The sequence below is a fragment of the Pseudomonas sp. genome, from assembly GCF_050739995.1.
GTDB lineage: Bacteria > Pseudomonadota > Gammaproteobacteria > Pseudomonadales > Pseudomonadaceae > Aquipseudomonas.
Window position 1 is genome coordinate 1 of record NZ_JBOICG010000533.1, and the last position, 13,642, is coordinate 13,642.

The following is a 13,642-nucleotide window of genomic DNA, read 5'->3' on the forward strand; positions in this document are numbered from 1 at the left end:
GTGTGGGACCAGGTACAAAAAGCCGCCAAGCCGTTGGCCAACCGTTAATCAGCCATGAAGTAAGTCCATGACCGACCGCCGTACTTTTCTCAAGCAGGCCGGCGTATTCGCCGCCAGCCTGCCACTGCTGCCACAGGCTCTGGTAGTCGAAGCGACGCCTCTGGCGAACACCCCATGGACGGGACTCAAGCAGCTGTTCAACCAAGATCCGGACTACCTGCACTTCTCCAACTTCCTGGTGGCGTCGCACCCCAAGCCGGTGCGCGACGCCATCGAGCGCTACCGCCTGCAGATCGACCGTAACCCCGGGCTGGCGATGGATTGGGGCCTGCAGGAAACCTGGAAACGCGAGGGCCAGGTGCGCGAATGGGCCGGGCGCTACCTGAATGCCACACCGGCGCAGATCGCCCTGACCGGCAGCACCTCCGAAGGCCTGGCCATGATTTATGGTGGGATCAAGGTACGCGCCGACCAGGAAATCCTCACCACCGTGCACGAGCACTACGCCACCCAGAGCAGCCTGGATTTTCGCGTACAGAAGCAAGGCACCCAGGTACGTCGCATCACGCTGTTCGACAGCCCAAGCCGCGTGTCGGTGGACGAAGTGCTGGGCAATATCCAGCGCAATATCCGCCCCAACACCCGCGTACTCGGCATGACCTGGGTGCAATCGGGCAGCGGCGTAAAATTGCCGGTCGGCGAGATCGGCAAACTGGTGGAGGAACACAACCGCAGTCGTGACGACCAGGACCGCCTCCTTTACGTGATCGATGGCGTGCATGGTTTCGGCGTGGAGAACCTCGACTTCCCGGACATGCACTGCGACTTCTTCATCGCCGGCACCCACAAATGGATGTTTGGCCCACGCGGCACCGGCCTCGTCTGTGCCCGCGATACCGAGAACAAATACGTCACGCCGATGGTGCCGACCTTCTCCGAAGACACCAATTTCGCCACGACCATGACGCCGGGTGGCTATCACGCCTTCGAGCATCGCTGGGCGGCCGACGAAGCGTTCAAGCTGCACCTGCAACTCGGCAAGGCGCCGGTACAAGCACGCATTCATGCCCTCAACACCGAGCTGAAAAACCAGTTGCTGGCGCACCCAAAGATCGAGCTGGTGACGCCACTCAACCCAGAGCTGTCGGCGGGCTTTACCTTCTTCCGGGCCAAGGGCCAGGACAGCGACGCCGTGGTCGCGCACATGATGAAAAACCGCGTAGTGATCGACGCGGTAGACCGCGACGTCGGCCCAGTGATCCGCACCTCCCCCGGCCTGCTGAACAGCTCGGATGAAATCCAACGTTTCATGACCGTGCTGAGCCAGCGGTTGTGACCCCTTTCTTGTTTTGAACGAGGCGCCCACATGACTCCATTCCGACTCAAACCCTTGACCGCGCTGGCACTGACCACCCTGTGCAGCGCCCTGCTGCCGGGCCTGGCCCAGGCCGCCACACCGCAACCCGGCAAGGTGTTCAAGGACTGCAAGGACTGCCCGGAGATGGTCGTACTGCCTGCCGGCACCTTCACCATGGGCACTCCCGAAGACGAAGTCGGCCGCGAGCCGGACGAAGGCCCGATGCATGAAGTGACCTTCGCCAAGCCGTTCGCCATGAGCCGGTTCCATATCACGGCCGGCGAATGGGACAGCTACATCCGCCAGACCGGGGTCAAGATCGCCAATGGTGACGACCGCCCAGGCCGTGAATGCATCGCCAGCAAGCCACGCTACCCCCAGGGGCCGCGCCAACCGGCAGTATGCATGGACATGGACGACATCAAGCACTACGTGGCCTGGCTGTCGAAAAAGACCGGCCAGCAGTACCACATGGTCAGCGAAGCCCAGCGCGAATACGCCGCGCGCGCAGGCTCCACCGGGCCGTTCCCCTTCCCATTCGACGAGGGCAAGGGCTACAGCATCGCCCAGCACGCCAACACCTATGGCCCGGCGGACGGCTACAGCTATTCATCGCCGGTGGGCAGCTACCCGCCAAATGCGTTCGGCATGTATGACATGCACGGCAACGTCTATGAACGGGTCGCCGATTGCGAACACCCCAACTACATCGGCGCACCGACCGACGGCAGCGCCTGGGTGGAACCGAACTGTGAGTCCTATCAGATTCGCGGTAATGACTGGGGCGAAGCGCCAGTGTTCTCGCGCTCGGGCAACCGCAACAATATCTACCCGCAGACGCGCGGGGATTGGATCGGGTTTCGCGTAGTGCGCGATCTCTAGGTCACACTACTCCCCCCTGTGGGAGGGGGCTTACCCCCGATGGCGGTGTATCAGTCACAATTTCAGCACCTGACACACTGCTATCGGGGGCAAGCCCCCTCCCACACTTGGATCGTGGTACGACTTCAGCCCTTTTGGGCCAACAACTCCAGCCCCTCATGCAGCGCCGGAAACAGGCTGTTATTGAAGTTGTTCCAGCGCAATTCGAGGATGGTGTCCTGCGGCGATATCTCGGTGTTGAGCACGTCGTGAAACACTTCGCCGGAATCAATGCCGTTGTCCACGTAATGGAACGACGCGCCGGTCAGGTACAACGGTTCGCACGGCGTGGTTTCTTTGGTCGCCCAGTCCACCACCGCCTGCCCTCGGGCGCCATACAACGCATTCCAGGTGGCATAGGCGCCACGGCGCTCGTAGGGTGACTCAAGGCGGGTAATACCGGGGTGGATATTCATGATGCGCCGGGCAAACGGCGCGCCGGGGCGTACCAACTCATCGAGGATCACCAGCAAGCCGTCCAGCACCACGATATCGGCCTTCAACTCCACCAACGTGTCATGCAGCCGGCGTTCGAAATCCTGCTTGCCGGCGATGTGTTCCGCCGTACCCCGCGGCAATCGGCGATAGGTGGACGGCACACTCAGCAGCAGGTCGTTGACCAGGTTGCCCTGCACCCGCAAGTCCGCCGGGTACAACCACTGCCGGCCTGGCTGGTAGGCAAAGCCATAGTCACTGACCAGTTGCTGGTCACGTGGGTTCTGCTCGTCATCGTCATACACCACGCCCACCAGGTTGTAGGCCTGGCCCAGCGGCGTGTCATTCAGCGATCCCACCAGAAACTCCAGCACCGACTTCATGTAGCGCTCGTGATCCTTGTAGGCCACCGGCTGCCCGGCCTTGTCGGCCGCGGCATTTCTCAGGGACCACACATACACCAGGTTCTTTTTCGTCATTGTTTCGCTCTCGCTGAGTGGACTGCGCAGCGCGTCGATACACGTGCGCCTACAGCACAAGAACGAACCAGCCCTGCGGCAATTTATCCCGCGCGGCTGCCGCCCGGCATGCCGAGCTAAATCCTCGTGCCGACGCTTCGTTTGTCATGGGTAAGGGTCTGTGTGCCCAGCCCCTCTTTTCACTCTCCGGGATGTATTTATGACCGACCCCAAACGCGGCGCCTTCCACGGCCTGCTCGCCCTGCTCAGGCCCTTTCGTGCGATCGTGACGGTGTCCGTCGCCCTCGGCATGGCGGGCGGCCTGGCCATCACCCTGTTGCTGGCCACCATCAACAATGCCCTGCACTCGGCCAACGGCATGACCCAGGGCGTTGTCCTGACCTTTGCGGCCTTGTGTGTGGTGGCGTTGGTTAGTTCGATCATTTCGGACATTGGCACCAACTACGTCGGGCAACGCATCATTGCCGCCCTGCGCAAGGACCTCGGTGAGAAGGTGCTGTCGGCCCCCATCGGGCAAATCGAGCGCTACCGCTCCCATCGGCTGATCCCGGTGCTGACCCATGACGTCGACACCATCAGCGACTTCTCCTTTGCGTTCACGCCGCTGGCCATCGCCGCCACCGTCACACTCGGCTGCCTGGGCTACCTGGCGTACCTGTCAGTGCCGATGTTCCTGATGATGGTGGTGGCGATCATCATCGGCAGTGCCGTGCAGTTCATTGCCGGCGGCAAGGGTATCCAGGGTTTCGACCTGGCGCGCAGTCATGAGGATGAACTGCAGCGTTACTACAACGCGATTGCCTCCGGTGCCAAGGAACTGCGCATGCACCGGCCACGTCGTTTTCGCATGAACACCCATCGCATCCAGGAAACCGCCGACCGTATCAGCGACATCCAGGTGCGTTCGGTCAACATCTACATCCTGGCCAAGACCTTCGGTTCGATGTTGTTCTTCGTGGTCATCGGCCTGGCCCTGGCGATGCAAGCGTACAACCCCAACCCGGACCCGACGGTGATTACCGGGTTCGTGCTGGTGCTGTTGTACATGAAGGGCCCGCTGGAACATTTGCTGGGTTACCTGCCGGTGGTGGGCAAGGCAAAGATTGCCTTTGGCCGTATCAGCGAATTGTCCCAGCGTTTCTCCTCGCCTGAGCCGCACTTGCTGATGGATGACAGCGAAGCGCCCAAGCCGGTGGTCAACAGCCTGGAACTGCGCGATGTGAGCTACAGCCCGCCGGCGGTCGAGGGCAGCGCGCCCTTCCACCTGGGGCCGATCAACCTGAGCATCAAGCAAGGCGATATCGTGTTTATCGTCGGCGAGAACGGCAGTGGCAAGACCACGCTGATCAAACTGCTGCTGGGCCTTTATCAACCCCACGCGGGCGAGATCCGCCTCAACGACGAGGCCGTCACCGACCCCGAGCGCGACGATTACCGCCAACTGTTCACGACGATCTTCTCCGACTATTACCTGTTCGATGACTTGGTGCAGGGCAGCGCCACGCAATCGTTGGACAGCGCCACCAAGTACCTGGAGCGCCTGGAAATCGCGCACAAGGTCAGTGTGAAGGACGGCGTGTTCAGCACCACCGACCTGTCCACCGGCCAGCGCAAGCGCCTGGCGCTAGTCAACGCCTGGCTGGAGGAACGCCCGGTGTTGGTATTCGACGAATGGGCCGCCGACCAGGACCCGGCCTTCCGTCGCATCTTCTACACCGAGCTGCTGCCGGACCTCAAGCGCCTGGGCAAGACCATCATCGTGATCAGCCACGACGACCGTTATTTCGACATCGCCGACCAGCTTGTGCGCCTGCGTGCGGGCCAGGTGGTGCATGCGCTGGAACCGGCGTGAAGTTTATTTTCCGGTTTCCCGAGGTAGGAACGTCTCACTAGTGGTAATGAGAACCAGCCTCAATTAACACCTATAACTGCCCACTTAAAACCTAGAAGAGAAAGCATCCATGCCAGCACGACTCGGTCTCAGCCCACTGAGCAAAGCGCTATCCATGCGCCGGGCCCTGAACATCAACCTTCTTCCCAGCGCTTTGGCCCTGGCGGTATCGTTGCCGATTGCAGGCTATGTGCAGGCTCAGGAGATCGAGTTGAATATTCCTGCACAGTCGCTGGGGAGCGCACTGCAGGAGTTCGGGCGCCAGACCAACGTGCAGGTGCTGTACAGCCCCAGCGACGTACAGGGCAAGAACAGCCGTGCGGTCAAGGGCAAGATGGAACCGCAGCAAGCCATCGAGCAACTGCTGACTGGCACCTCGACCACCCACAGCCTCAACGGCAATTCGCTGACCGTGGCCGCTGCCGGCAATACCACCGCCGTGGAACTGAGCCCTACCCAAGTCAGCGCCAACGTGCTGGGCAACATCACCGAGGGCTCCGGCTCCTACACGCCAGGCACCATCGCCACCGCGACGCGCCTGACCCTCACCCCGCGCCAGACCCCACAGTCGATCACCGTGATCACCCGCCAGCACATCGAGGACTTCGGCCTCAACAACGTCGATGACGTGATGCGCCACACCCCGGGCATCACCGTGTCGGCGTATGACACCGACCGAACCAACTACTATTCCCGCGGTTTCTCGGTCAACAGTTTCCAGTACGACGGTATTCCCTCCACCGTACGCAACGTCGGCTACTCGGCGGGCAACACCCTGAGCGACATGGCGATCTATGACCGTATCGAAATCCTCAAGGGTGCCACCGGCCTGCTCAACGGCGCCGGCTCCCTGGGGGCGACCATCAACCTGATCCGCAAGAAGCCCACCTCGGACTTCAAGGGCCATGTGACCCTCGGCGCGGGTTCGTGGGACAACTATCGCAGCGAAGTCGACGTCAGCGGCCCCTTGACCGAAAGCGGCAATGTGCGTGGCCGTGCAGTAGCGGCGTACCAGGACAAGCAGTCCTTCATGGACCACTACTCGCGCAAGACCGAAACCTACTACGGCATCACCGAATTCGATCTGTCCCCTGACACCATGCTGACCGTCGGCTTCGACTACCAGGACAGCATTCCGAAAGGCTCCAGCTGGTCCGGCGCATTCCCGCTGGTCAACTCCAACGGCAGCATCAACAAGATGCCGCGCTCCTACAACAACGGCACCACCTGGAGTTCGTGGGAGCAAAACACCCGTACCGCCTTCGCCATGCTGGAGCATGACCTGGGTGACGGCTGGGTGACCAAGCTGCAACTGGACCACAAGATCAACAGCTACCATGCCGATCTCGCTTCGATTCAGTTCGTCCAGCCGGCAGCCGATGGCACGGCGGAGATCAACGGGCAGAAGTACACGGGTGAAACCAAAAGTACCTCCGCCGACCTTTATGCCACCGGGCCATTCAGCCTCTTCGGCCGTGAACATGAATTGGTGGTGGGTGGCTCGATCGGCACTTCGCGTTGGCAAGGCAAAGGTTACTGGTCGCCGGAATGGCCGCAGGGCAACAAAGTCGATTTCTACAACTGGAATGGCAAGCTCGGCAAGCCTATCTACGGCCCGGCTCAACAGTACATCGACGACACCATCCGCCAGAACGGCTACTACGTGACCACACGTTTGAATGTGATCGATGACCTGAACGTGATCCTCGGTGGGCGCGTGGCCAACTATCACGTCACCGGTAACAACCCGTCCTACAAGGAAACCGGCCGTTTCATCCCGTACGCCGGGGTGATCTACGACCTCAACGACAACTTCTCGGCCTACGCCAGCTACACCGATATTTTCCAACCCCAGGAAAGCACCTACAAAGACCGCGACAGCAAGTTGCTGGACCCGGACGAAGGGCAAAACTACGAGTTGGGCCTCAAGGGCGAGTTCTTCGACGGCCGCCTGAACACCAGCATTGCCTACTTCGAAGTGCATGAAACCAACCGACCGATCTCGGACGATGCCTACAACAACCAGACGCCGACGCCGAACAACTACGCGTTCAAGAGCTCCAAGGCGGTCACCAAGGGTTATGAAGCGGAGATCTCCGGTGAGTTGAGCCCAGGCTGGCAAGTCCAGGGTGGCTACACCCATAAGATCGTGCGCGACGAAGACGGCAAGAAGATCTCCACCTTCGAGCCCGAGCACCAGGTCAACCTGAACACCACCTACAAGCTCAAGGGCGACCTCGACAAATTCACCATCGGTGGCGGCCTGCGCTGGCAGACCAAGGGCTGGCAGGAAATCTGGAACCAGCCGCTCAACCAGAACCAGGACATCACCCAGGAGTCCTACTGGCTGGTGGACCTGATGACCCGCTATCAGGTCACCAAGAACTTGTCGGCAACCGTCAACTTCAACAACATCTTCGACAAGTCCTACTACACCAACGTGGGCTTCTATAACTCGGCCGCCTACGGTGAGCCGCGTAACGTGATGGTCAGCACGCGCTGGGACTTCTGACCCCGCGTTATTGACACATAACAGGCGCATAAAAAAACCGGATCAATGATCCGGTTTTTTTACGTCTGCCCCTTACGCCATGGCAGCCACCAAGCTGCTGATGAACGCGGCACTGTCGATGATGCCGTCGTGATCCGTATCGATCACCACCGAGCGCTCGATACGCCCCTGGCCAACCACCGTCGCCATGTTCTGCTCGATCAGGTCCTTGAGGCGCCCTGCCCGGCTCATCGACGCCCACCAGCAACTGACGGGAGCCTTGATCGGTCTGAAGTCAGACGCGGTCATGCGTTCGCTCAGTGCGCGGTCAACCTCCCAGGAAATCTGCGCTTCATTGCCACGCAGCAGTTCATCCTTGATACCGGTAAAGGCTTCACCCAGGGTCTGTTCGGCCCAGGCGACGAACACCGGCCATTGCTCAGCCTCGGCGTGGTGCTGGCACTGCTGCCAGGTGGCTTGGATCTGTTGGGCAAATGCAGGGAACATCACCCCCAGCAAGGCTGCACGTCGCTCGTTAGCCGAGACTTCGCGATCATCCTGGGTGTCCACGGCTTCCCAATAGGGCTTGAGCCACTGCGGTGGCGCCGAATCGATCCAGCCGACAAACTCCACCTCACGCCCAGCTTGCTCCAGGCCATAAGCGACTTCCATCGCCAGGTTACCGCCCAACGACCAGCCCGCCAGGCGGAAGGCGCCGTGGGGTTGTGCCGCCAACAGTTGCGCCGTGTAGTCCTCGACCATCGCCTGCCACTGCGGCACTGCCGCACCGGCTTCGGCCAATGCCCGGCAGATCACCCCGAACACCGGGCGCTGCTCCCTGAGTGCCAGGGCAATGGCGGTGTAGCAATGCACCGAGCCGAAGCTCGGGTGGAACATGAACAGCGGCGTGCCTTGAGTCTGGCTATTGAGCTTGACGATCAACGAACTGCGCGTGTCGCCCTGCAAGCAATTGACCTGGCCGCGAACGGTCGGGTTGAGCATCAATTGACTGATGGACAAACCGACGCCGCTGATCTTCCTGATCCGTTCCTTGAGCATCAGCACCAGCAACGAATGGCCACCCAACTCGAAGAAGTTGTCGTGCAGCCCCACCCGCTCCACATCCAGCACATCGCTCCAGATCGCCGCGACCTGCTGTTCCAACTCGGTCTGGGGCGCCTGGTACAGCTCGGCGCCCTGGGCCTGGGGCTTGGGCAACGCCTTGCGATCCAGCTTACCGTTGGGGCTCAGCGGCATCTCGTTCAACACCACCCACTGGGCCGGCACCATGTAGTCCGGCAACTGCGCGCCCAGTTGGGCGATGACCGCGGCCTTCCAGTCATCCTGCGGCTGTTGAAGTACCACGTAACCCACCAGGTACGCACCGTCCACCGCCAGCACGGCGGCTTCACGGATGCCATCGTGCTCCAGCAGGCGCGCTTCGATTTCACCCAGCTCGATACGCAAGCCACGCAGTTTTACCTGGTGATCAATGCGCCCGGCGTATTCGATCACGCCGTCATCGCGATAGCGCGCCAGGTCACCGGTACGGTACAGGCGCCCGCCACTGCCGAACGGGTCGGTTACAAAGCGCTCGGCGGTCAATGCCGGACGGCGGTGATAACCCCGCGCCAGGCCAATACCGCCCAGGTACAACTCACCCAACACGCCCACCGGTGCCGGCTCCAGGTTGCCGTCCAGCACGTAGCAGCCGAGGTTGGCGATAGGCCGGCCAATCGGCACGGCGTCGCGCCCCTCCTCCACACAGGTCCAGTGGGTCACGTCGATAGCCGCCTCGGTGGGGCCATACAGGTTGTACAACGCGGCCTCCGGCAGCTTGGCAAAGACTTGCTGCTGGGCGTCTACCGGCAAGGCTTCACCACTGCACACGATACGTTGCAGGCTATGGCATGACGTAACAGCCGTGTCCTGCAGAAACGCTTGCAGCATCGACGGCACAAAGTGCAGCGTGGTGATGCCCTCGGCGTTGATCAGGTTGACCAGCCTGGCAGGATCACGATGATCTCCCGGCGCCGCTACCACCAGGCGCGCGCCGGTCATCAACGGCCAGAAGAACTCCCACACCGACACGTCAAAGCTGAACGGGGTTTTCTGCAACACGCTGTCGCTGGCGTCCAGGCCATAGGCTTGTTGCATCCAGCACAACCGGTTGGTCAGGGCGTTATGGCGGTTGCCGGCACCCTTGGGTTGACCGGTGGAGCCGGAGGTGTAGATCACATAGGCAAGGTTTTCGCCGTCGACCGCAAGGCCTGGGTTCTGCTCATCGTAGCCCGCCAGCCACCCGTCACCCTGTTCCAGCACGAGGTGTCGCAGGCCTTGGGGAATCGGCAGTTGTTCCAGCAGATGCGCCTGGGTCAACAACAGGGCGACGCCACTGTCTTCGAGCATGTAGGCCAGCCGGTCGCGAGGGTATTCCGGGTCCAGCGGCACATAGGCGCCGCCAGCCTTGAGCACCGCCAAGAGGCCGACCACCATTTCAATCGAGCGCTCCACCGCCAACCCCACCAGCACGTCCGGCCCGACACCGGCGGCGATCAAGCGATGGGCCAGGCGGTTGGCCCGGGCGTTCAATTCGTTGTAACTCAGGCGCTGCCCGCCGAATGCCAAGGCCGGCGCATTCGGCGTACGCACCACTTGCGCCTCGATCAACAGGTGCACGGCCTGGTGCAGTGGGTAGGTCTCGGCCGTGGCGTTCCACGTTTGCAGCACCTGTTCGCGCTCGGCACCGGCCAGTGAAGGCAGCGCGGAAAGACGCTGGGAAGCATCGCTGGCGAGGGCTTGCAGCAATTGCTGGAAGTGCTCGGCCAGGCGTTGGATATGCTGTGCTGTGAAGCGCTGGCGGTCGTAGTTGAACTCCAGGCCCAGGGTGTCGCCAATCGCCAGCAGCACGGTCAATGGGTAGTGGGTCTGCTCCAGGCTGTGCACCGCACCAAAGTTCAACCCCGACGGCGCACTCTGCTCCAGGGCCTCGGACACCGGATAGTTTTCGAACACCAGGATGCTGTCGAACAACGCTTCCCCCCCCAACCCGGCCCAGCGCTGGATCTCGAACAGCGGCGTATGCTCCTGCTCGCGCAACCGCACGTTCTGGGCCTGGACCTGTTGCAGCCACTGGCTCACCGGCATTTGCGCATGCGGTGTCGCCACCACCGGCAGTGTGTTGATGAACAAGCCAACCTGCTGCTCAATGCCACGCAGTTCCGCCGGGCGTCCGGCCACGGTGGCACCGAACGCGACGGTGGCCTGCCCGGTGTGATGCTGCAACAGCAACAGCCAGGCGCCTTGTACCAGCGTATTGAGGGTCACCTTGTTGCGTTGAGCGAAGGCTTTCAGGTGCTCGGTTTGCGCGGTGTCCAGGCTCAAGCGGTACTCGCCGTTGGCACCAGGCTCAGCGCCGGTTTCACCACGGGCCAGGCGGGTCGGCTCCTGCAGGTTCACCAGTTGTTCTTTCCAGAAGGTTTCGCTGAGCGCCTTGTCCTGTGCCTGCAACCAAGCGATGTAGTCGCGGTAACGCCCGGTCGGTGTCGACAAGGGTTCACCCGCGTAGTGCTGCAACACTTCGCCGAACAGCTGCGAGCCGCTCCAGCCGTCCATCAGGATGTGGTGATTGGTGTAGATCAGGTGATAACTGGAGGCACCGGTGCGCACCACCGTCAGGCTCAACAACGGTGCCTGTTCCAGCACGAAGCCTTGGGTCCGTGCCGACTCCGCCAGGCTGTCGAGCGCCTGGAGAGCGTCTGCACGCTGGCGCCAGTCAAGTTCGGTAAACGGTAGGCGGGCCTGTTTGTAGACCACCTGCAACGGCTGCTCCAGCTCGGTCTGCCAGAGGAAACCACTGCGCAGAATCTCGTGACGGTCCATCGCCGCCTGCCAGGCCTGGCAAAAACGCGACACATCCAGGCCCTGCACATCGATGCGCATCTGGTTGATGTAGTCGCCCGAGCCTGCACCATACAACGACTGGAACAGCATGCCCTGTTGCATGGGCGACAGCGGATAAAGGTCTTCGACCTCACCGACGTTCAGCGACAACGCATCCAATTGATCCTGGGACAACCGCGCCAGGGGGAAGTCCGACGGCGTCACGCCCTGGTTGGCCGACTCGCAGCAATGGTCGATCACGCACTTCAGCTCCGAGGCGTAATCGTCGGCCAGTTGCTGCACCGTGGCGGGGTCAAACATGGCCTGGCTGAAACTCCAGTTCAGCTTCAACTCACCACCGTAGACCTGACCATTGATCTCCAGCCAGTTACCCAAAGGCGCGTCGGGGCTTTGCTCGGCACCGCTGGCGTCACCCGAGGGCGCGAACAGCCCCTCTTGCTCGCCGCTGTCGAAACTGGCGTCGAACTGGCCCAGGTAGTTGAAGGTAATGCGTGGGCGCGGCAGTGCGGCCAGCGCCTGTTGCGCCTCGGCATTACCCAGGTAACGCAACGCGCCAAACCCCAGGCCCTTGTTGGGCACCGCCCGCAGTTGCTCTTTGATCTGCTTGAGGGAACCGGCCACGGAGTCGGTCGGCACCAGTTTCAGCGGGTACAGGCTGGTGAACCAGCCGACGGTGCGGGTCAGGTCGATCTCGTCGAACAGGTCTTCACGACCGTGGCCTTCCAGGCGGATCAACATCGACTCATCACCGGTCCAGCGCACGATGACCCGGGTCAGGGCCGTCAGCAGCAGGTCGTTGATCTGGGTGCGGTAGGCACTCGGCGCGTCTTGCAACAAGCGACGGGTATAGGTCGGGTCCAGATGGGTGCTCACGCTCAGGGCCAGCCGGTTACTCAAGCTGGCGTGAGGGTCGGCCACCGGCAAGTCGGTCGGGCTGCCCTGCAATTGCGTCTGCCACCCGCTCAGCTCCTGCTCCAGTGCCGCGCTGCGCCCATAGGCTTGCAGGCGTTCGGCCCAGGCGCGAAGGGTGCTGGTCTTGGCCGGCAAGGCCACAGGAGCACCTTGGGCCAGTTGCTGATAAGCGCTTTGCAGATCTTCCAGCAGGATGCGCCAGGACACACCGTCCACCACCAAGTGGTGAATCACCAGCAGCAAGCGCTGGGAGCCATCGGGCAATTGCGCCAGCACCGCACGCAACAAAGGCCCGACACTCAAATCGAGGCTGCGTTGGGCCTCTTCGCCCAGGGCGTCCAGTTCCTCGACGGTGTTCAGCGATGTTTGCCACACCACCTGTTCCGCCTGATGCTGCTCCGGCCTACGATACTCCGCACGCCAACCTGTCGCGTCCTCGACGAAGGTGGTGCGCAAGGCATCGTGATGTACTATCAACGCCTGCAGCGCCGCGACCAGCACCGACGCCTGCAACGGCTGATGCGGTTGCAGTACCACGGACTGGTTCCAGTGGTGGCGCTGGGGAATCTCATCGGCAAAAAAGGCCTGCTGCACCGGCAGCAGCAACAACGCTCCGGTCTGCGCCGACTGGTCCAGCAGCACTGCGCCCTCGCCTTCCCGGGCCACGCTGGCCAGGCTTTGCACGGTCTGGTGCTGGAACAGATCCTTGGGAGTGAAACGCACGCCGGCCTGCCGCGCACGGCTGACCACCTGGATCGAAATGATCGAGTCACCGCCCAGTTCGAAGAAGTTGTCGTGCAAACCCACTTGCGGCAAGCGCAACACATCGGCCCAGATGGCGGCGATTTTCTGTTCCAGTTCACTTTGCGGCGCCACGTACACTTGCTGCATCTGACTCACATCAGGCTTGGGCAAACCCTTGCGGTCGAGCTTGCCGTTCGGGGTCAGCGGCATGCGTTCGAGGAACAACAAGTGCGTGGGCACCATGTAGTCCGGCAGGCGGGTTTTCAGGGCACGGCGCAGGGCTTCGCGGCCGTTGGCCTGGGCCACGGCGTCGTCCAGCAGCGCTGGGTCCAGGGGGACCACATAAGCCACCAGTTGCTTGGCGGTCGGGCCTTCCTGGGCCACCACCACGGTTTCGCCGACGCTGTCCTGCTCGCGCAGGCGCGCTTCGATTTCGCCCAGTTCGATGCGGAAGCCACGGATCTTCACCTGATGGTCGACACGACCCAGGTAATCCACCACACCGTCCG

At 61.9% G+C, this 13,642-nt stretch carries 6 protein-coding genes; 4 read left to right on the forward strand and 2 right to left on the reverse strand.

What is annotated here, in order from left to right; translation table 11 throughout:
• Nucleotides 1–67: 67 nt before the first annotated feature.
• Nucleotides 68–1,336 carry an aminotransferase class V-fold PLP-dependent enzyme gene (locus tag ACRESD_RS17400; RefSeq protein WP_431752048.1) on the forward strand — a complete coding sequence of 423 codons (1,269 nt, stop codon included), beginning with the start codon at nt 68–70 and terminating at the stop codon, nt 1,334–1,336.
• A gap of 30 nt (nt 1,337–1,366) precedes the next feature.
• Nucleotides 1,367–2,239: a formylglycine-generating enzyme family protein gene (locus ACRESD_RS17405; RefSeq protein WP_431752049.1), complete on the forward strand. Its 873-nt coding sequence runs from the start codon at nt 1,367–1,369 to the stop codon at nt 2,237–2,239.
• Nucleotides 2,240–2,364: 125 nt separating this feature from the next.
• On the opposite strand, the gene ACRESD_RS17410 is transcribed toward ACRESD_RS17405, so the two are convergent.
• Nucleotides 2,365–3,192 (reverse strand): N(5)-hydroxyornithine transformylase PvdF, encoded by an 828-nt coding sequence (locus ACRESD_RS17410; RefSeq protein ID WP_431752050.1) that lies wholly within the window; start codon nt 3,190–3,192, stop codon nt 2,365–2,367.
• A 199-nt stretch (nt 3,193–3,391) separates the two neighbouring features.
• Here ACRESD_RS17410 and ACRESD_RS17415 point away from each other — a divergent pair, with 199 nt between their 5' ends.
• Complete coding sequence (locus ACRESD_RS17415) at nt 3,392–5,044, forward strand: cyclic peptide export ABC transporter (protein WP_431752051.1); 1,653 nt, start codon at nt 3,392–3,394, stop codon at nt 5,042–5,044.
• A gap of 109 nt (nt 5,045–5,153) precedes the next feature.
• Nucleotides 5,154–7,595 (forward strand): TonB-dependent siderophore receptor, encoded by a 2,442-nt coding sequence (locus ACRESD_RS17420; RefSeq protein ID WP_431752052.1) that lies wholly within the window; start codon nt 5,154–5,156, stop codon nt 7,593–7,595.
• 72 nt (nt 7,596–7,667) lie between these two features.
• Here the strand turns inward: ACRESD_RS17420 and ACRESD_RS17425 are convergent.
• The coding region (locus ACRESD_RS17425; protein ID WP_431752053.1) for an amino acid adenylation domain-containing protein at nt 7,668–13,642 on the reverse strand (5,975 nt) is incomplete at its 5' end.

Excerpts from the sequence above, each read along its gene's own strand:
- ACRESD_RS17415 (WP_431752051.1), top strand. The coding sequence starts at position 3,392 with ATGACCGACCCCAAACGCGGCGCCTTCCACGGCCTGCTCGCCCTGCTC.
- ACRESD_RS17400 (WP_431752048.1), top strand. The coding sequence starts at position 68 with ATGACCGACCGCCGTACTTTTCTCAAGCAGGCCGGCGTATTCGCCGCC.
- ACRESD_RS17410 (WP_431752050.1), bottom strand. The coding sequence starts at position 3,192 with ATGACGAAAAAGAACCTGGTGTATGTGTGGTCCCTGAGAAATGCCGCG.
- ACRESD_RS17420 (WP_431752052.1), top strand. The coding sequence starts at position 5,154 with ATGCCAGCACGACTCGGTCTCAGCCCACTGAGCAAAGCGCTATCCATG.
- ACRESD_RS17405 (WP_431752049.1), top strand. The coding sequence starts at position 1,367 with ATGACTCCATTCCGACTCAAACCCTTGACCGCGCTGGCACTGACCACC.